Origin of the sequence: Pseudomonas sp. NPDC089395 (assembly GCF_044749525.1) — a bacterium.
In the GTDB taxonomy this organism is placed as follows: domain Bacteria; phylum Pseudomonadota; class Gammaproteobacteria; order Pseudomonadales; family Pseudomonadaceae; genus Aquipseudomonas.
Genome location: NZ_JBIVID010000003.1, coordinates 369,891 through 389,083, shown reverse-complemented (window position 1 = coordinate 389,083; position 19,193 = coordinate 369,891). Strand labels below are relative to the sequence as shown.

Sequence of the window (19,193 nt, the reverse complement as noted above, 5' to 3'; positions counted from 1 at the left end):
CATGGCACGTTGCAGCAAATGTAGGAGCGGATTTATCCGCGATGCGCCGCGCGGGCGGCGCTCGATATCCGCCCCCACGCAACTCTCACGACCGCCACCCGACACCCATCCCTCCCCCCGACAAACACCAAAAATTTACCCGCCGCGCTCGCGCGCTCGGCTAGGATGTCCGACCGAACCGACGGAACCTGCTCGCCATGCATCTTCCCGCGCTCAAACCAAACCAGCTGCGCCCGCCCGCCGAACTGCCCAAGGGCGTGGTGCGCACGCGGCTGCTCGAACACCTGGCCAACGCGCTGGACGATGGCACCTTCGTGCTCCTGCAAGCGCCCCTGGGCTATGGCAAAAGCACCCTGCTCGGTCAGTTCGCGCGCAGCCTGTCCGGGGCCTGGGGGTGGCTGCGCCTGACCCGCGCCGAAAACCAGCCACTGGCCCTGCTGCTGCACCTGCACGCGGCGCTGCAACTGCCGGCGCAGCAACGCGAAACGCCGCAAGTCGAACACCTGTGGAGCCTGATCCTGGCAGACCTTGAGGCCCGCCAGGCACCGGTGACCCTGCTGCTCGACGACCTGCACCTGCTCAACGCCCCACCCGCCTGGCAGTACCTCGACACGCTGCTGCGCTACCCGTCGCCTGGCCTGCGCCTGCTCGCTGCCAGCGAAGGCCCGCCGTACCTGCCCCTGGCCCATCTGCTGCGCGACGACCGGCTGACCTTGCTCGGCACTCGCGAGCTGGCCCTGGACAGCGAGGAAACCCAAAAGCTGGCGGTCGCCCGCGAGGTCAAGCTGGGCAGCGATGCGCTCTACCAGTTGCGGGCCGGCAGCGAAGGCTGGCCCAGTGGCGTGCTGTTCTGGCTCAAGGCCTACCGCGAGGCGCTGCACAGCACCGGCCAGGCGCCCGGCGACCTGCGCCCGATCACCCGCCGGGCCTACGTCCATGCCCGGCAGTTCCTCGAAGAAGAACGCCTGCAGCGGCTGCCCGTGCCGTTGCGCCTGTTTCTCGAACAGACCGCCGTGGCCCAGGTGTTCGATGCCGGCCTAGCCGGGGAACTCGCCGCGTCGGCCGATGTGCCGGGCGCCCTGCGCCAGTTGCAGCGCCTGGACCTGATCATCGAGGTGCCCCAGGGCAACCACACCGAATACCGCTACCACCCTGCCCTGCGCAACAGCCTTTACCAGCGCCTGAAACAACGCGATCCACAGGGCCTGCGCCAGCTGCATCGCCAAGCCGCCCACTGGCTGCTGACGCAGCGCCGCTACACCGAAGCGATCTACCAGTTCGGCCGCGCCCGCGACCTGGACGCCGTGCTCGGCATCGTCGACCGGCATGGGTTCGAGCTGCTGCGCGAAGGCAAGGTCAACACCCTGGTCGATGTGCTCGACGAAGTCGCCGGCCGCACCGGCAACGACAGCTTCACCCTGGCGGTGACCGAAGCGTCCACGGTAATGGTCACCAACGATATCGCCCAGGCCTGCCAGTGCCTGCACCAGCTGTACGCCCTGCAGCGCCGCCAGTCGGTGCCGCGCCACCCCGAGCGGGTGCAGCAGACGGTGATGTTCCTGCGCAGCCGCCTGGCCTACCTGGGCGGCAACCTGGGCCATGGCCTGGCCCTGGCGGCGCGGGCCTTGCAGCAGTTCCCCCAGGACAATGCGGCGCGCTCGGTGCTGTATTTCGACCGCGCCAACTGCCTGGCCGCGCTCGGCCAGCTGCAACAAGCCCACGCTGAAGGCAGCCGCGCCCTGAGCCAGTTGCAGGGTTTTGGCCTGAGCGGCTACACCAACCTGCTGCAACTGCTGCTGGGCCAGATCGAGCTGGCCCAGGGCGCCACCGATGCCGCCTGGGAGCGCCTGCAAGGCATGGCCGAGACGCCCGCCACCGGCAGCTCCGGACGCTTCTACGAACTGTTCAGCCACCTGGGCAAGGGCCTGGCGCTGCTTCAGGCCAACCGCCTGGCCCAGGCGCGCCAGGCCATGGCCCAGGCCGAAGTGCTGGCGCTGGGCTTTCCCCACAGCGCCGCGCTGCCCTGGGTGTTTCACCACCAGGCGTGCCTGCACTGGGCGCTGGGCGAAACCGCCCAGGCCAAGGCACGCTGGGCGGAAGTGCGCAGGCTGGCCCGCCAGTACCGCCTGTTCACCCTCTACCGCCAGGCCGGGGCGTGGCTGGCGCGCCTGGCACTGCGCGACAACGACCAGGACTACCTGCCCGACTGGCTCGACCAGTGGCACTGGTGCAGGCGCCAATATGGCGACCAGCTGCTGCCCGAGGAGTGGCTCGCCTATGCCTGGGTGCAACGCCACCTGGGCCAGCGCGACAAGGCCCGGCAGATCCAGCAGAGCCTGCAGGCCCAGGCACAAGCGCAAGGCAACCGCCGCCTGTTGCTCGACGCGCTACTGCTCGACGCGACCCTGCTACAAGACCGTGGCGCCCGTGACGACGCCTTGCTCAGCCTCGAACAGGCGCTGCAACTGGCCTGTACATACGGCTTCGGGCAATTGCTGCAATACGAGGGCGATACTTGCCTTGAGACCCTGCGCCAACTGCTGCTGCCGCCCGTGCGCGAACGCCTGGGCCTGGAGGCACCGGCGCCCTCGCGCGAACACCTGAATGCGCTGTTCCGCCCGTTGCTGGCAACCAAGGAGAGCGCCGAAAGCGCGCTGATCGTGCCCCTGTCGCGCCGTGAGCTGGAAGTGTTGCAGCGCATGGCGCGCGGGCAAAGCAACGGGCAGATCGCCGAGGCGATGTTCATCAGCCTGAGCACGGTCAAGACCCACATCAACAACCTGTTCCGCAAGCTCGACGTGGTCGACCGCGACAGCGCCCTGTGTTCGGCGCGCGAACTGCAGCTGCTGAACTGACCTCCACCTGGGTCCAGCGCCGATTCCACCCGCCATTCCACCGGGGGGGTGGACGCGGCGCCGAGGCCTGCCTGTTACAACATGCCGAGTCCACCCAGCCAGGAGTCCGGCATGCCCAGCTACACCGCCCCATTGCGCGATATCACCTTCGTTGCCCAGGAGCTGCTCGATCTGTGCAGCCACTACCAACAACTGACGGGCTGTGAAGCCCCCGACGAGGCCACGTTCGCCGCCATCGTCGAAGAAGGTGCCAAGTTCGCCGAGCAGGAGCTGGCCCCGCTCAACGCCGTGGGTGACCAGCACGGTTGCCAGTGGCAGGACGGCAAGGTCATCACGCCGCCGGGTTTCGCCGATGCCTACAAACGCTTCGCCGACAACGGCTGGCTGGGCCTGGACAAGAACCCGGCCTTCGGTGGCCAGGGCTTGCCGCCGTCGCTGGGCTTCGTCAACTACGAAATGGTCTGCAGCGCCAACCATGCCTGGGGCATGTACGGCAACCTCGCCGGCGGCGCCATCAGCACCCTCAGCGAGCATGCCGACGAAGCCTTGCAGCAGCGTTTCCTGCCGCCGATGATCGCCGGCCGCTGGGGCGGCACCATGTGCCTGACCGAAGCCCACTGCGGCTCGGACCTCGGCCTGCTGCGCACCAGCGCCAAAGCCCTGGCCGACGGCACTTACCAGATCAGCGGCAGCAAGATGTTCATCTCTGCCGGTGAACATGACATGACCGAGAACATCATCCACCTGGTGCTGGCGCGCCTGGAAGGCGCTCCGGCGGGGGTCAAGGGCATTTCGCTGTTCGCCGTGCCGAAGATCCAGGTCGATGCCCAAGGCCAGCTGGGCGCGCCCAACGGCGTCAGCTGCGGTTCCATCGAACACAAGATGGGCATCCACGGCAACGCCACCTGCGTGCTCAACTTCGACGGTGCCACCGGCTACCTGCTGGGCGAGGTCAACCGTGGCCTGAACGCCATGTTCACCTACATCAACGAGTCGCGCCTGGCGGTCTGCCAGCAGGCCCAGGCCCACGCCGAGGCGTCGTTCCAGGGCGCCCTGGCCTATGCCCGCGAGCGTGTGCAGATGCGCGCCACGCCGCGCCTGCGCAACGACCTGCCAGCCGACCCGATCATCGGCCATGCCGATGTGCGGCGCATGCTGCTGACCCAGAAGGCCTACGCCGAAGGCGGTCGCATGCTCGCCTACACCTGTGCCAAGGGCGTCGACCAACTGCACCACGGCGCCAGCGCCGGTGTGCGCCAGGCCGCGGCACGCCGGCTGGCGCTGCTCACGCCGATTGCCAAAGGCTTCGTCACCGAGACCGGCAACGAAGCGGCGCAGCTGGGTATCCAGGTGTTCGGTGGCCACGGCTACATCCGCGAGTGGGGCATGGAGCAGATCGCCCGCGATGTGCGCATCACCGCGATCTACGAAGGCACCAACACCATCCAGGGCCTCGACCTGCTGACCCGCAAGGTGCTGGCCGATGGCGGTGAAGCCTTGGCCGAGCTGCTGGGTGAGATCGAAGACTTCATCCAGAGCACCACGGCCCCAGCCCACCTGGCCCAGGCCCTGCTCAAGCAAGTGACGGCCTGGCGCGACGTCAGCGACTGGCTGCGCGACGCCAGCCAGACCGACGCCAACTTGATCGGCGCCAGTGCCTACGCCTACCTGATGCTCAGCGGCTACACCCTGACCGGCTACCTCTGGCTGCGCGCCGCGTGCGTGGCTGAACGCGCACTGGCCGCCGGCAGCGATGACGCAGCGTTCTACCAGGGCAAGCGCGAGACCGCACGCTTCTACCTGCAGCGTCTGCTGCCGCGCGCCAACCTGCATGAAACGCTGATTCGCAGTGGCAGCCACAACCTGATGGACATCAGCGAAGCCGCCTTCGCTCGCTGACCCAACCTTGCTGGTTTCCGCTGCCTGCCCCCTCCAGGCAGCGGATTTTTCGGGTGGCGGCCAGCGCCAACGGCCGCCACCTCGTTTTTTTTTCATTCGTCCCAGCCCAAGGCGAGATTCACATCGCCTCCCTGGGGCCAAGCACAGGAAGTCTCCTCCCATGCAGCAGCTGATCGACTATCGCCGCGACCACCAACTGGCCCTGATTGGCCTGTGCCACGCGCCGGTCAACGCCCTTGGCCACGACCTGCGCCAGGCGTTGATGCAGGCGTGCAGCCAGGCCGCCGCCGACCCCGAGGTGCAGGCCATCATTCTGCATGGACAGCAGCTACCCTTCAGCGCCGGCGCCGACATCAGCGAGTTCGGCAGCCCGCGGACCTGGGAGGAACCGGCACTGCCCGAGTTGCTCGAAGCACTGACGCGCATCGACAAACCCCTGATCGCCGCCATCGACGGCGTAGCCCTGGGCGGCGGCCTGGAACTGGCCCTGGCCTGCAGCCATCGGCTGGCCACTGCCAACGCCCGCCTGGGCCTGCCCGAAGTACGCCTGGGGCTGCTGCCCGGCGCCGGGGGTACCCAGCGTCTGCCGCGCCTGGTCGGCGTGGAGCCGGCGCTGGACATGATGCTCAGCGGCGACCCGATCGATGCCCGTCAGGGCCTGGCCCTGGGGCTGATCGATCGCCTGTCCGAGCCCGGCCAGGACCTGCTGGAACTGGTCTGCGCCTTCGCCCGTGACCTGCTGGCCCAACCCGCCGCACCAGCCGCCCCCCCAACCCCCTTGGCCCACGGCCTGGCCAGCGACTTCTTCGCCAGCCGAGAAGCCCAGCTGGTCGCCCGCAAACCCGGCCAACGGGCACCCCTGCGGGTGCTGGCCGCCGTCCGCGCCGCCTGCGGACTGCCACTGGCCGAAGGCCTGGCCCGCGAGCAGGCGCTGTTCCGCGAAGCCCTGCAAGACCCACAGGCCACGGCCCTGCGCCATCAGTTCTTCGCCGAACGCGAAGCGCTGCGGGTGCCGGGTATCGATGCCAACACGACACTGCGCACCATTGCCAATGTGGCGGTGATCGGCGCCGGCACCATGGGCGCCGGTATCGCCATGAACTTCATCAACGCCGGTATCCCGGTGCGCTTGCTGGAGCTCAAGCCCGAGGCGCTGGACCGCGGCCTGGCACAGATCCGCAAGAACTACGAAAGCAGCATCAAGCGCGGCAAGCTCACCCCCGAGCAACTCGAACAGCGCATGAGCCTGCTGCAAGGCACCCTCGACTATGCCGACCTGGCCGACGCTGACCTGGTGATCGAAGCGGTGTTCGAGGACCTGTCGATCAAGCAACAGGTGTTCCGCACCCTCGACCGGGTGTGCAAGCCCGGCGCGATCCTCGCCAGCAACACCTCGACGCTGGATGTCGACCGCATCGCCGGCTGCACCCAGCGCCCGCAGGATGTGGTCGGCCTGCACTTCTTCAGCCCGGCCAACGTCATGCGCCTGCTTGAAGTGGTACGTGGCCGGGCCACGGCGCCGGACGTGCTGGCCACCACGCTGAAGATCGCCAAGCGCATCGGCAAGCTGCCGGTGGTGTCCGGTGTGTGCTTTGGCTTCATCGGCAACCGCATGCTCGAACCCTACGGCCGCGAGGCCCATCGCCTGGTGCTCGAAGGCGCCTCGCCCGCCCAGGTGGACAACGTGCTGACTGGCCTGGGCCTGGCCATGGGCGTGTTCGCCATGTACGACCTGGCCGGCATCGATGTCGGCTACCTGGTGCGCCAGTCGCGGCGCAGCGAGATCGCCCACGACCCGAGCTACTTCCGCCTGGCTGACGAGCTCTACCTCCTGGGCCGCTACGGCCAGAAGAGCGGCCGCGGGTTCTACCGCTACGAAGGCCGCGAGCGCATCGAAGACCCGGAAGTGGAGCAGATCGCGGCGCAGCTGGCGGCCAAGCTGGGCATCATCCGGCGCCCCATCAGCGACGCGGAAATCCACGACCGCTGCCTGTTCATGCTGATCAACGAAGGCCTGCAACTGCTCGACGAAGGCATTGCCCTGCGCAGTGGCGACATCGACCTGGTGTGGACCAACGGCTACGGCTTCCCGGCCTGGCGTGGCGGCCCGCTGCACTATGCCCGCGAGCTGGGCCTGGACAAGGTGCTGACAGGCATCGAGCAACTGCACGATCAGCTCGGCGCCTACGGCCGCATGTGGTTGCAGCCAGCGCCATTGCTGCGACGCATGGCTTCCAGCACGAAGCTGGGCGCACCCAGCCTCTGAGTTGTTTTCCCCTGGCCTGAAGGATCCCCGATCATGAAAGAAGCCGTCATCCTCTCCACCGCCCGTACCCCCATCGGCAAGGCCTTTCGCGGCGCGCTGAACAACGTCCGCTCGCCGAGCCTGGCAGCGCACGCCATCCAGGCGGCGGTCGAACGCGCCGGCATCGCCGCTGACGAAATCGAAGACCTGGTCATGGGCACCGCGATGCCCTCCGGCACCGCCGGCTGGAACCTTGGCCGCATGAGCGCACTGGCCGCCGGCCTGCCGGTGTCGGTCAGCGGCCAGACCCTGGACCGCCAGTGCGCCTCCGGCCTGATGGCGATCGCCACTGCGGCCAAGCAGATCATCGTCGATGGCATGCAGGCGACCATCGGCGCCGGCCAGGAAAACATCAGCGCGGTGCAGACGCGCAACCTTGAGTGGGCGCTGGGCGAACAGGACAGTGCGGTGATCCAGCGTGTCCCGCACGCCTACATGCCGATGCTGCAAACCGCCGAGCACGTCGCCAAGCGCTACGGCATCAGCCGTGAAGCCCAGGACGCCTACGCCCTGCAGTCGCAGCTGCGCACCGCTTGCGCCCAGCGTGACGGTCTGTTCGAGGCCGAGATCGTGCCGGTGACTGCCCAGCAACTGGTCAAGGACAAGCAGACCGGCGAGGTCAGCTACCGCCAGGTGACCCTGGCACAGGACGAGGGCAACCGCCCGCAAACGGTCCTGGACGATCTGACGCGTCTGCAACCGGTGCTCGAAGGTGGCTGCGTCACCGCCGGCAACGCCAGCCAGCTGTCCGACGGCGCCAGTGCCTGCGTGCTGATGGACGCGCGCCTGGCCGAACAGCGCAACCTGCGCCCGATCGGCCTGTACCGCGGCATCGCCGTGGCCGGCCTGGCCCCGGAAGAGATGGGCATCGGCCCGGTGTACGCGGTGCCGCGCCTGCTCAAGCAGCATGGCTTGAAGGTCGACGACATCGGCCTGTGGGAACTCAACGAAGCCTTCGCCTGCCAGGTGCTGTACTGTCGCGACAAGCTGGGCATCGACCCGGCGCGCCTGAACGTCAACGGCGGTGCCATCGCCATCGGCCACCCTTATGGCATGAGCGGCGCGCGGATGGTCGGGCATGCCTTGCTCGAAGGCAAACGACGCGGGGTGCGCTACGTGGTGGTGACCATGTGCGTGGGCGGTGGCATGGGTGCCGCCGGCCTGTTCGAAGTACTCTGAGACCGAGGAGCAACGACATGCTTGCAAACACATTTTCCCTGGCCGGCAAGACCGTGCTGGTGACGGGTGCCTCCAGCGGCCTGGGCGCCCACTTCGCACGCCTGGCCCAGGCCGCCGGCGCCCGCGTGGTGCTGGCAGCGCGCCGGGTCGAGCGCCTGCAGGCGCTGGCCGAGACGCTCCAGGCCAATGGCGGTGAAGCCTTGGCCGTGGCCCTCGACGTGACCCGGCGGGACAGCGTCGAACAGGCCTTCGACCAGGCCGAGGCGCGCTTCGGTGTGGTCGACGTGGTGATCAACAATGCCGGGATCGGCGACCCTGGGCGTTTTCTCGATCTGAGCGAGCAGGACTGGCAGCGCATGCTCTCGACCAACCTCGACGGCGTGTTCCACGTCGCCCAGTGCGCCAGCCAGCGCCTGGTCAAGGCCGAACGGCCGGGGAGCATCGTCAACATCGCCTCGATCCTCGGCCTGCGCGTGGGCAGTGGCCTGAGTCACTACTGCACGGCCAAGGCCGCCGTGGTGCAACTGACCAAGGCCATGGCGCTGGAGCTGGCGCGCTACCGGATCCGCGTCAATGCCATCGCACCGGGCTACTTCAAGACCGAGATGAACGAAGACTACTTCGACGGCGAGGCCGGCCAGGGCTACATCAAGGAGCAAGTGCCCATGCGCCGCCTGGGGCAATTGCAGGAGCTCGACGGCCCCTTGCTGTTGCTGGCCAGCGACGCCGGTGCCTACATGACCGGCAGCGTGCTGGCCGTGGATGGCGGACACCTGGTCAATCCGCTGTAACTGAAAAGGAGCCTGTATGCCTGTCGCCGCTTACCTGCCGCGCGTGATCGCGCTGGTCACCCACTTGCATCGCCCCGCCGCGCCCAGCCGCATGGCACAGTTGATCGAGCAGGTAAGCGCCGACTACCGGCAGCAGGCGCGCATCGAGGTCATCGAAACCACCCTGGCCGATTTGCTGCCGCTGGCGCGCGAGCTGGAAAACCGCCAGCAGGCAGACGTCATCCTGTGTTCCGGTGCGGCCGCAGACTACTTGCGCCAGCACCTTTCGACCACGGTGCGGACCCTGCACCTGGGCGAATTCGACCTGATCCGTGCCCTGGTGCTGGCCCGCGACCGGGCCAGCCGGGTGGGCATCCTCAGTTTTGGCCAGCCCTACCCGGAGCTGGCGGCGATGCAGGCGCTGTTCACCCTGCAGATCCGCGAGCACACCTACACCAGCCTGGAGCAAGCCCGGGCGCAGGTCCAAGGCCTGGTGGAAGATGGCTTCGAAGTCATCATCGGCTCGCCGACGGTCTGCCAGCTGGCCGACGCAGCCGGCGCCCAAGGGGTGCTGGCGCTGGATGCCGAAAGCCTGCGCCATACCTTCGACAGCCTGGTGACCTTGGCCGCCAGGCTTGATGAAACACCCGCGCGGCGCATGCCTCGTCGCCTGCGCGAGCAGCCCGCCGCGCGCCAGTTCAACGCCCGCCACCGCTTCGAGCAGATGCTCGGCGATGCACCGGCCTTTCGCGCCACCCTGCGCCTGGCGCAGCGTTACGCGCAGACCGATGCCACGGTGCTGATCACCGGCGAAAGCGGTACCGGCAAGGAGCTGTTGGCGCAAAGCCTGCACAACGCCAGCCCGCGCCAGCAGGCGCCGTTCGTGGCGATCAACTGCGCGGCCTTGCCTGAATCACTGCTCGAAAGCGAACTGTTCGGCTACGAGGACGGCGCCTTCACCGGCTCGCGCAAGGGCGGCAAGCCCGGCCTGATCGAGCTGGCCCACACCGGCACCTTGTTCCTCGACGAGATCGGCGACATGCCGGTGGCGCTGCAAACCCGCCTGCTGCGCGTGCTGCAGGAGCGCGAGGTACTGCGCCTGGGCGCCTGCGAGCCGACCGCGGTGGATATCCGAGTGATTGCTGCCACCCATTGCGACCTGACCGTGCGCATCGCCGACCAACGCTTTCGCCAGGACCTGTTCTATCGCCTGAACACCCTGCGCTTGGCCGTGCCGCCGCTGCGTGAGCGGATCGAAGACATCCTGCCGCTGTTCAATGCCCTGCTGGCGCGCCACAGCCGTGCGAGCGGCATGCCACCGGCAGCCCCGGAGCACGTGCAGCCCCTGCTGCCACTGCTGCTGCGCCACCCTTGGCCCGGCAACATCCGCGAGCTGGACAACATCGCCGAGCGCGCGGCCCTGTGCCTGGGCACACTGGGCGACGACGGCGGCGTCGACCTGCACACGCTGTTCCCGGAGTTACTCCACGCCGACACGGCCGAAGCCTTGCCCCCTGCCCCCACTGACAACCTGCGCAGCCTGGGCAAGGCGGCGGAAGCGGCCCATGCCCGCCAGGTGCTGGAGCGATGCGACGGCGACATGGACGAGGCCGCTCGGCGCCTCGGAGTCAGCCGTAGCACCGTCTGGCGTCGGGTACGCGGTTGACTGAAGCTTTGCCGGCTCGTGCTTGCCCATGGACCTGCAAGCCCTTGGTGTCCCCTACACAAGGCATCCTTCGAACATCGCCTGCAACCGCGTGCTATCGAGGCTTCCCCGGTGGCCGATGAAGATCATCTGGCTGAAAGGAGCACGGCCCTCCCAGCCATCTTCCGGCTTGATCTCGCTGCGGCTGCCCACCAGGTGCAGGATGCAGCGCTTGCCCGGTGCCTCTGCGATCTGGCACACCCCCTTGGCCCGGTAGATGTCCTTCGGCAAGGCCGCCAGTGCCTGGCGCAGGGCCTTCAGCGACAACGGCCGGTCACTGGAGAAGCTCCAGGTATCGAAGAGCGCCGAATGATCCTTCTCGCCCGCCACCCGCACCGAAGTCGGTGCCGGCGCCGACGGGGTGAGGCGCCAGCCGGACCTGGCGCGCCCTACGCCGAGCACCAGTTCCAGCGGAACCTCGCCGTACTCGCACTCCAACAGGCGGGCGTTGGGGTAGAACCAGCGAGCCTTCAGCGCGTCAAGTTGCTCGCGGCCGACCCGGTCGACCTTGTTCATGACGATGATGTCGGCCACATCCAGCTGCTCCATGGCCAGTTGCGCCATCTCGCCTTCCAGGCTGCCGAACTGTTCGGCGTCCACCACGGTGAGGATGGTGTCGATGGCGAGGGCGTCGCGAAACTGCGGATAACGCAAGGTGTTGGCGATCTTGCTCGGATTGGACACCCCGCTCGCCTCGATCACGATGTACTCGGGGCGGTTGCTGCGGTCATCCAGCAGGCGCCCGAGTTGTTCGATCAGGTCGCTCTCGACGGTGCAGCAGATGCAGCCGTTGGCCAGGCTGACGGTGGTCTGGGTCTGGCTGACGATCAGTTGGCTGTCGATGTTGATGGCACCGAAGTCATTGACCATCACCGCCATGCGCAGGCCGTGGTCGCTGTTGAGGATGCGGTTGAGCAAGGTGGTCTTGCCAGCACCGAGGAACCCCGACACCAGGGTCACGGGAATGGGGGGCAGTCTGCTCATTAGCGTGTCTCCTTGTCGCCGGCCATCAGAAGTTGGGCAGCTCGCCACGCCAGGTGGCCTGGTGGTTGGAGCCGTCGAACTCGCCGTTGCGGTCCCAGGTCACCTCACCTTCCAGCAGGGTGAGCTGCACCTGGGTGTTGTGGATGTTGCCCTTGGGCGCCACCTCGAACAGGTTGCGGTCAAGGACGATCAGGTCGGCGGACTTGCCCGCCTCGATGGAGCCGGCCTTGTCCTCGATGCCCATGCACCAGGCGCCATTGAGGGTCATCACGCGGATGGCCTGTTCGAGGCTGATGGGGCTGCCGTAGAACGTTCCTTCTTCTTCGCCAAAGGGGTTCTCGCGGGTGACCATGGCCTCGAAGCCGATCCAGGGGTTGATGCTCGAAACCGGCCAGTCGGTTCCCATGACCGCCACGCCGCCGTGCTCCAGCACGCCCTTGAAGTTGTAGGCGCGTTGCATGCGGTCCTCGCCGAACACCGCGCGGGCATTGGCGAAGGACGACGGGAACCAGCCCACCGGGGAGAATTCGGCGGTGACGTTGAGCTCGGCGAAGCGTGGCAGGTTGGCATCGAGCAGCGTGGTACTGTGCGCGCACTGGTGGCGCACGCCGCTGTAGCCGTTACGCTGGCGCGCTTGCGCCACGGCGTCGAGGAACAGGTCGGAAGCGCCGTCGCCGGTGCAGTGGGCGATCACCCGGATGCCCTTGCGGTCCATGTCCACCACCATGTCGGTGATGTGCTCCGGGGTCATGTTGAGGTGGCCACGCCAGCTGCTGTCACCCGGCCAGGCACTGGACAGGTAGGACGAGCGGGATTCGTGAGTGCCGTCGAAGTGGAACTTCACCGCGTTGGCGTTGAGCCGGGCGCTGCGGTAGTAGTGGCGCTCGCCGGCCAGCAATTGCCAGCGGCGTTTCACCGGGAAGATGTCGTCCTGCCAACTGATGGCGGCTTCGACCCGTACCGAGAGCTCGCCGGCCTGGTCGATGGATTTCAGGGCATCCAGGCGATGCTCGCAGACGTGGACGAACTTGGTGCCCACCACACCCTGGCCACTCTGGAACCACACACCTTCGCGATAGGCGCGCTTGAGGGCGTGCTGCGGCGTGGGCGGCATGGCGGCGTGCATCAGTGCATAGGCACCATCCACCAGGATACCGGTGGGTTCGCCCGTGACGCTGTCGCGCTCTATGTAGCCATGGCGCGGGTCCATGGTCTCGGCGTCGATGCCGGCCAGCTCCAGGGCCTTGGAGTTGACCATCATGCAGCCCCAGGAGCGGTCGAGGATGGCCACCGGGCGATCCGGCAGGACGCTGTCCAGCCAGTGGCGATCCGGCACCAGGCCGGCCTGCTTGAAGGTGTAGCGGACGAAGTACTGGCCATAGACCCAGCCATCGCCGGGGTGGGCGGCGGCGTAGTCGAGGATGGCCTGGCGGACCTGTTCCGGCGTCGGGTCTTCCACCCCCACTTCCAGGTATCCCGCGTAACCCGGGGCCAGCTTCAGGTCCGGGTGGGTGTGCATGTCGTACAGGCCCGGCATGGCGAAGCGACCCTTGAGGTCCAGGACCTGGGTGCGCGGTCCCGTCAGACTGTCCATGTCGGCATTTGTGCCAACCGCGATGAAGCGCCCGCCACGGATGGCCACGGCCTCTGCCCATGGGTTGGCGGCGTCCACGGTATAGATGCGGCCGTTGGTCAGCACCAGGTCGGCGGCACCGAGCGGGCCGGGTACGTTGCTGGAGCGGTAGTCGGTGTGTTGGTCCATGGCAGTCGAATCCGAAGCAAGGTGATTTTCTGGTTATGGGCCGGAGCGCCATGGGGCGCTCCGGCGGGGCGTCAGCCGACGATCAGGTGACCGAGCAAGGCAAGGATCGGCAGGGAGACGAGCACCCGCACGATGTAGATCAGCAGAAGGTCCAGCGGCTTCAGGCCGATATCGGCGCGAATCAACAGGATGGCCGCTTCGGTGAAGAAGATGATCTGGTTGACCGCCACGCCAACCATGACGAAGCGGGTCACTTCGCTCTGGATGGAGGCGCCGAGGATGGACGGCATGATGCTGTCGACCATACCCGCCAGCAGGGCCGGGGCGGCCTTCTCGGCTTCCGGCAGCTGCAGCAGCTCCATGTAGGGCACCAGCGGCATCGACAGGTACTTGAACAGCGGGGTGAATTCCACCAGCGACAGGCCCAGGCAGCCGATCACCATCATCGCCGGGTAGACCGAGATGGCGATGTCCAGGCTCACATGCACGCCATGGCGCAGCTGGGCGAAGATCGACGGCGCGGTATCGGCACGCTCGATGGCACGGCGCAGACCCAGTGCCATCAGGCCTTCACCTTCGCGTCGATCGGTGCGCAGCTGCTTGCCGACGAGCGGATTGTAGGCGTTGGGCTTGCCACGCAGGGGCGGCAGCTTGGGCACGATCAGGGCGCAGATCAGGCCCGTGACGGCAACGGCCGCGTACCAGGGCAGGAACATGTGTTCCATGCCGATCAGCTTCAGCAACAGGTAGGAATAGGCGATCGACACGATGGAGAAGTTGGTGGCGATCACACAGGCTTCGCGGCTGGAGTAGAAGCCCTGGCGGTACTGCTGGGTGGTGAGGATGATGCCGACACTGGAGGCGGCCAGCCAGGAGGCCATGCAGTCCACCGCGGCGCGGCCGGGCAGGCCGAAGAGCTTCTCGAAGCCACGGCTGACCAGGCTGCCGACGAACTCCATCAGGCCATAGTCGGTCAGCAGCGGCAGCAGCACCGCCGACAGGAAGTAAATGGCCAGGACCACCGGGCCGACGTCATACAGCATCACGCCGCCAGTGTTGCGGTGCCAGACCCACTCAGGGCCGATCTTCCAATAGGTCATGACCATCAGCACGGCGCCGATGACGCGCACGACGGTCCAGCCCATGCCGGGGTTGAACAACTGGACGAAGCGGTTGGGATGCTTCTTCAGCGAGCTGAAGGTGACCAGCACGGTGAGCAGGCTGGGAATGGTGGCAACGCCGACGGTGACCGGCACCATCAGCGGCTTGACCACGTCGTTGATGTAGTCGATCAGGAAGGCGATCAGGATGTTGCTCTTGCCGTTGATCTCGATCGGCACGAGAAACAGCATCACGCCGATCAACGAGGGGATCAGGAAGCGCAGCAGCTGTGCGGGGCTGTACTGCATCAAGAGGCCTCCGGACTTCGCGAAGACGCCGGACTCGGGTTGTTCGTTCATGGGTTCACACCTTTTTGTAGTTGTAGTGGACCTAGCGCCCGCTGGCGTGCCAGTACGCAGGCATTGTTCATCGCGATTCAGGGCGCAACGCAGGAACTCAGGCGCGGAAAGTCGCGTCCAGGCGGTCAAGCCGGCGCAGTTCGGACTGCCACACCAGGTCAACGCTTTCCAGGTGGTAACGCTCGTTCTCCATCTGCCGTGCGGTGAACTCGCAGGCCTCGTGGTCCGGTACGGTCAGTTCACGGCCGGTCTTCAGGGCTTCCAGTTGGATCCGGCAGGCCTGGTCCAGGTAGTACATGCGGAAATAGGCTTCGGCGACGCTTCGGCCCACGGTGAGCAAGCCGTGGTTGCGCAGGATGGCGCTGTGCTTGTCGCCCAGGGCGTCGACGATGCGCTGGCGCACTTCCAGGTCCAGGGGCACGCCCTCGTAGTCGTAGTAGGCCACACGGTCGTAGAACATCATGTTGGTCTGGTTCAGCGGCAGCAGGCCCTCTTTCAGGGCGGCGACGGCCATGCCGGCCAAGGTGTGGGTATGCATCACGCAGACGGCGTCGTGGCGGCTCATGTGCACGGCACTGTGCACGGTAAAACCGGCGGGGTTCACTTCGGGAGCACTGTCATCGAGCTTGCGGCCATTGACGTCGATGGCCACCAGGTTGGAGGCGCACACCTCGCTGGGGCGCAGACCGTACGGGTTGATCAGGAAGGCCGGCTCGTCCGTCGGCAGCCTGACCGAGATATGGGTAAAGACCTGGTCGCTCCAGCCGTTGACCTCCAGCAGCCGGTAGGCGGCGGCGAGATCGGTGCGGAGCATCTGTTCGTTCGTTGTTGTAATCATGGAACCATCCAGTCGTTCAGGTGCGGCTATCGCTGGGCAGCACGGTGCATCCCTGATGCCTACGCACGGCCTGTGCGCCTACCCGCCTATGGTCCTTCGAGGAGGTAGATTAGGGGGCTTGCCTGGGGGCGAATATCGATTTATCTTGCAGACAATCATTCCAAAACGTCATGAACTCTGATGCGCAGACAGCTCCCCAGCATGATCTCCCTCTGCTGCTTCTCCGCCTTCGCCCGGCACATGAGCGTGACGCGCGCGGCCGAAGAGCTGAACCTCACCCAGAGCGCCGTGAGCCGGCAGATCAAGAACCTCGAGGACATGCTCGGCTGCCCCCTGGTGGAAAAGGTCCGCCAGCGCTTGCTGCTGACCGACAAGGGCCGTGAGTACGTACAGGAAGTCGCGCTGCTGCTGGACCAGCTGGAGGCTGCCACCCTGCGCGTAAGCAGCAGCCATTCCAGACGCCTGCGGGTCGGCGCCGAGCCGTCCTTCACCACCCGCTGGTTGCTGCCCAAGCTCAAGAGCTACGCCCGGGAACACCCCGAGGTCGAGCTGGAGATCATGAACGACCTCCGGCGCCTGTATGACCGGTATGAAGGCTACGACGTCGGCATCCTCTACGGCGACGGCAACTGGGCCGAGTTCGACTCCCGCCTGCTGATGGAGGGGGAAATGGTCGCGGTGTGCACCCCCGACCTGCTGGAGCGCTTTGGACCGATCGTCGAGCGACGTGACATCCTGCGCTATCCGCTGCTGCACCACAGCTCCCTCACCGGTCTGACAAAATCCTCGACCCAGCTCTGGCTGCACCATGCCGGTCTGTCGGCAAAGGAAATCGAAGCCCTGCCCGGCCAGCGCCTGGAGCACTTTCAGTTCGTGCTCGATGCCGCCCTGCATGGACTTGGCGTCACGGTGCTGCCGCGCTTCTTTGTCGAGCGGGAGGTTTGCGAAGGGCTGCTGGTGCTTGCCTGCCAGGAGGCGCTGGTGGCGGGACGGTACTACGTGGTGTGGCCGAAGCAGAACAACGATGCCAAGGTGAAGCATCTTGTCGACTGGTTGCTGCAGTGGAGGGAGCCGGGTCCGGATTGAACGCTACGGCGCGTTCGATGCCCACGGTTACCCCTCTCCTGTCAGGCAGAGGGGTAAACAAGGCATTCAGCCGTGGCCGATTACACCCAATCACGCCGCAGCGGCTGGCACATGCAGTGCACGCCACCACCCCCCTTGGCGATCATGCTGATGTCCGGGTCATAGACCTTCAGCCCCAGGGCCAGGCACTTCTCCTTCAGGGTCAGGCTGGTGGACGGCAGCAGCACTCGCCCCTCGCCCAGGGCTACGACGTTGCAACCCAGCTCCATGGCGTCCTTGAAGGGAATATCGACGATCTCGATGCCCTTGGCCTTCAGCCAATTCACCAGTTCGGGCTCCACCGCATCGACGCAGACCGCCGCCAAGCGGTCGGCGAGCATCACGCACAGCGCGTCCATGTGCACGAAGAACGGGTCCATGCCGTAGAGCTTCACTTCCCAACCCTCGGCTTCCAGCCAGCCTTTCATCTGCTGAACCGCCGGCGCCTGGGAGCGCTCGCCGGTGTAGCCGCAGAGGATCACCCCCGGCTGCAGCATCATGAAGTCACCGCCTTCGAATGAGCCGGCGCTGATCATGTCATAGATCGGAATATCGTTGTCCTTGTAGAACTGGATCACCGGGGCGTACTCGCCACGGCGCCACCACTGGGCCATCTGGGTGACGATCGGGCCGAAGGGGGTCATCACGCTCGAGTCGCGGGCGAACACCTGATACTTGAGGTTGGGGTCGGTGGGCAGCATGTGCACCTTCACCCCCGCCTCGCGGTAGGCGTCGACCATCTCGGCGTGCTGGGCACGGGCCACATCGGCGTCGAAGCGGTAGCCCAGGCGCAGGCTCTTCTTCGAAATGGAGCTGGTCTCCAGCCAGTGGTAGTGGTCCACCGGCCCCAGCAGCACGTCACGCAGGGTGCCGTATTCGGAGTTGGCGCCCCAGTGCTCCAGGCGCGGTGTGTCGCCGCTGTCGCGGCGGTGCTTGAGGGTGAATGCACTCATGGTGTTCTCCAGGTCAGGAATGGGCCATGCGCAACATGGCGTGTAGCAAGACGTTTGCGCCGGCCTCGAGGTCGGCGGGGGCGGCGTCCTCAGCCTCGTTATGGCTGATGCCACCTTTGCAGGGGACGAAGATCATGCTGGTGGGGGCGACCCGCGCCAGGTACACCGAATCGTGGCCGGCACCACTGCACATGGGCATGTGCGAGTAGCCCAATTGCGCCACGGCGTCCTGCACCGCGGCCACGCAGTCGGCATCGAAGGCCACCGCCGGGGAATGCCACTCTTCACGGATATCGGCTTCGAGGCGCAAGCGCCCTGTCTCTTCAGCGACGATCGCGCGAAAGGCGGCGTCCAGCCGATCCAGCACAGCCTGCTCGGGGTGGCGCAGGTCCACTGCCAGCACCAGGCGCTCGGGTACCGTGTTGCGTGAGCCGGGTTCGACACGGATGTCGCCGAACGTCACCCGGGCCCAGGGCCCGTGCTCTTCGGCCAGGCGATACAGGCGCGCAAGGATTGCGGCCAAGCCCATGAAGGGATCCCGCCGCACGGTCATCGGCGTCGGCCCGGCATGCACCGGCTGGCCGGTGAGGGTCAGGTCGTACCAGCGAATGCCCTGCACCCCGGTCACCACCCCTACGGTGAGGTGCTCGGCTTCGAGGATCGGGCCTTGCTCGATGTGGACTTCGAAGGCGGCAGCCAGGGGCCTGGCCTGTGCCGGTAGTTCGCCGAGGTAGCCGATGCGTTCCAACTCGGTGCGGAGGGTCAGGCCCTGGCGGTCGGCACGGCCATGGCCATAAGCGAGGTCGAAGGCGCCGGCCCAGACGCCAGAGCCGATCATCGCCGGCGAAAAGCGCGCGCCCTCCTCGTTGGTCCACACCGCTACCTCCAGGGGTGCGCGGGTGCACAGGCCGGCGTCGCTCAGGGTCTGGATCACCTCCAGGCCGGCCAGCACGCCATAGACGCCGTCAAAGCGCCCGCCGGTGGGCTGGGTGTCCAGGTGCGAACCGGTAAGCACCGGCGCCAGGCTGTCGTCGAGCCCGGCGCGGCGGGCGAAGATATTGCCCATCCGGTCGACGCTCACGGTACAGCCAGCCTCGATGCACCAGCCGACGAAAAGGTCGCGACCGGCCTTGTCGAGGTCGGTCAGGGCCTGGCGATTGCAGCCGCCCTGGTCGGTGGCGCCGATTTGCGCCATCGCCATGAGGCGGGCCCAAAGGCGTTCGCCATTGATGCGAAGTGAAGCAGTGTGGGTGTTGGCCATGGGATGCTCTCTCGACGGACCACCGGCGTGGAGTCGGTGGTGGATACGAGAGGCAGCCTAGAGTCGGCGGGCGAACCCAACCATACCCGGATCAGGG

The 19,193-nt window shown here is 66.7% G+C and carries 13 protein-coding genes; 7 read left to right on the top strand and 6 right to left on the bottom strand.

Going from position 1 to position 19,193, the window contains the following annotated elements; translation table 11 throughout:
* Positions 1–197 precede the first annotated feature (197 nt).
* From ACIPZG_RS10145 to prpR, 6 genes are all read left to right on the top strand, one after another.
* Complete coding sequence (locus ACIPZG_RS10145) at positions 198–2,855, top strand: LuxR C-terminal-related transcriptional regulator (protein WP_400713020.1); 2,658 nt, start codon at positions 198–200, stop codon at positions 2,853–2,855.
* Between the two features lie 111 nt (positions 2,856–2,966).
* Positions 2,967–4,754 (top strand): acyl-CoA dehydrogenase C-terminal domain-containing protein, encoded by a 1,788-nt coding sequence (locus ACIPZG_RS10140; protein ID WP_400713017.1) that lies wholly within the window; start codon positions 2,967–2,969, stop codon positions 4,752–4,754.
* Positions 4,755–4,914: 160 nt separating this feature from the next.
* The gene (locus ACIPZG_RS10135) at positions 4,915–7,020 is read left to right on the top strand and encodes a 3-hydroxyacyl-CoA dehydrogenase NAD-binding domain-containing protein (RefSeq protein WP_400713014.1); all 2,106 of its coding nucleotides are present in this window, start codon (positions 4,915–4,917) and stop codon (positions 7,018–7,020) included.
* Between the two features lie 33 nt (positions 7,021–7,053).
* A complete protein-coding gene (locus ACIPZG_RS10130; protein WP_400713011.1) occupies positions 7,054–8,238 on the top strand; it encodes an acetyl-CoA C-acyltransferase in 1,185 nt (394 codons plus the stop codon).
* Positions 8,239–8,255: 17 nt separating this feature from the next.
* Positions 8,256–9,029 (top strand): SDR family NAD(P)-dependent oxidoreductase, encoded by a 774-nt coding sequence (locus ACIPZG_RS10125; protein ID WP_400713008.1) that lies wholly within the window; start codon positions 8,256–8,258, stop codon positions 9,027–9,029.
* A 16-nt stretch (positions 9,030–9,045) separates the two neighbouring features.
* Positions 9,046–10,674 (top strand): propionate catabolism operon regulatory protein PrpR, encoded by a 1,629-nt coding sequence (prpR, locus tag ACIPZG_RS10120; protein ID WP_400713005.1) that lies wholly within the window; start codon positions 9,046–9,048, stop codon positions 10,672–10,674.
* A gap of 54 nt (positions 10,675–10,728) precedes the next feature.
* Here prpR and ACIPZG_RS10115 read toward each other — a convergent pair whose 3' ends face one another.
* The 4 genes from ACIPZG_RS10115 to ACIPZG_RS10100 form a co-directional block, all read right to left on the bottom strand.
* A complete protein-coding gene (locus tag ACIPZG_RS10115) occupies positions 10,729–11,697 on the bottom strand; it encodes a CobW family GTP-binding protein (RefSeq protein WP_400713002.1) in 969 nt (322 codons plus the stop codon).
* 25 nt (positions 11,698–11,722) lie between these two features.
* Complete coding sequence (locus ACIPZG_RS10110; protein WP_400712999.1) at positions 11,723–13,459, bottom strand: amidohydrolase; 1,737 nt, start codon at positions 13,457–13,459, stop codon at positions 11,723–11,725.
* Between the two features lie 71 nt (positions 13,460–13,530).
* On the bottom strand, positions 13,531–14,919 hold the full coding sequence (locus ACIPZG_RS10105) for a YjiH family protein (protein ID WP_317663035.1): 1,389 nt from the start codon (positions 14,917–14,919) through the stop codon (positions 13,531–13,533).
* Between the two features lie 97 nt (positions 14,920–15,016).
* On the bottom strand, positions 15,017–15,757 hold the full coding sequence (locus ACIPZG_RS10100) for a class II aldolase/adducin family protein (RefSeq protein WP_400712996.1): 741 nt from the start codon (positions 15,755–15,757) through the stop codon (positions 15,017–15,019).
* Between the two features lie 180 nt (positions 15,758–15,937).
* Here ACIPZG_RS10100 and ACIPZG_RS10095 point away from each other — a divergent pair, with 180 nt between their 5' ends.
* Complete coding sequence (locus ACIPZG_RS10095; protein WP_400641904.1) at positions 15,938–16,843, top strand: LysR substrate-binding domain-containing protein; 906 nt, start codon at positions 15,938–15,940, stop codon at positions 16,841–16,843.
* An 80-nt stretch (positions 16,844–16,923) separates the two neighbouring features.
* Here the strand turns inward: ACIPZG_RS10095 and ACIPZG_RS10090 are convergent, their stop codons facing one another.
* Complete coding sequence (locus ACIPZG_RS10090; RefSeq protein WP_400712993.1) at positions 16,924–17,835, bottom strand: dimethylarginine dimethylaminohydrolase family protein; 912 nt, start codon at positions 17,833–17,835, stop codon at positions 16,924–16,926.
* A gap of 13 nt (positions 17,836–17,848) precedes the next feature.
* On the bottom strand, positions 17,849–19,096 hold the full coding sequence (locus ACIPZG_RS10085) for a Zn-dependent hydrolase (protein ID WP_400712990.1): 1,248 nt from the start codon (positions 19,094–19,096) through the stop codon (positions 17,849–17,851).
* Positions 19,097–19,193 lie beyond the last annotated feature (97 nt).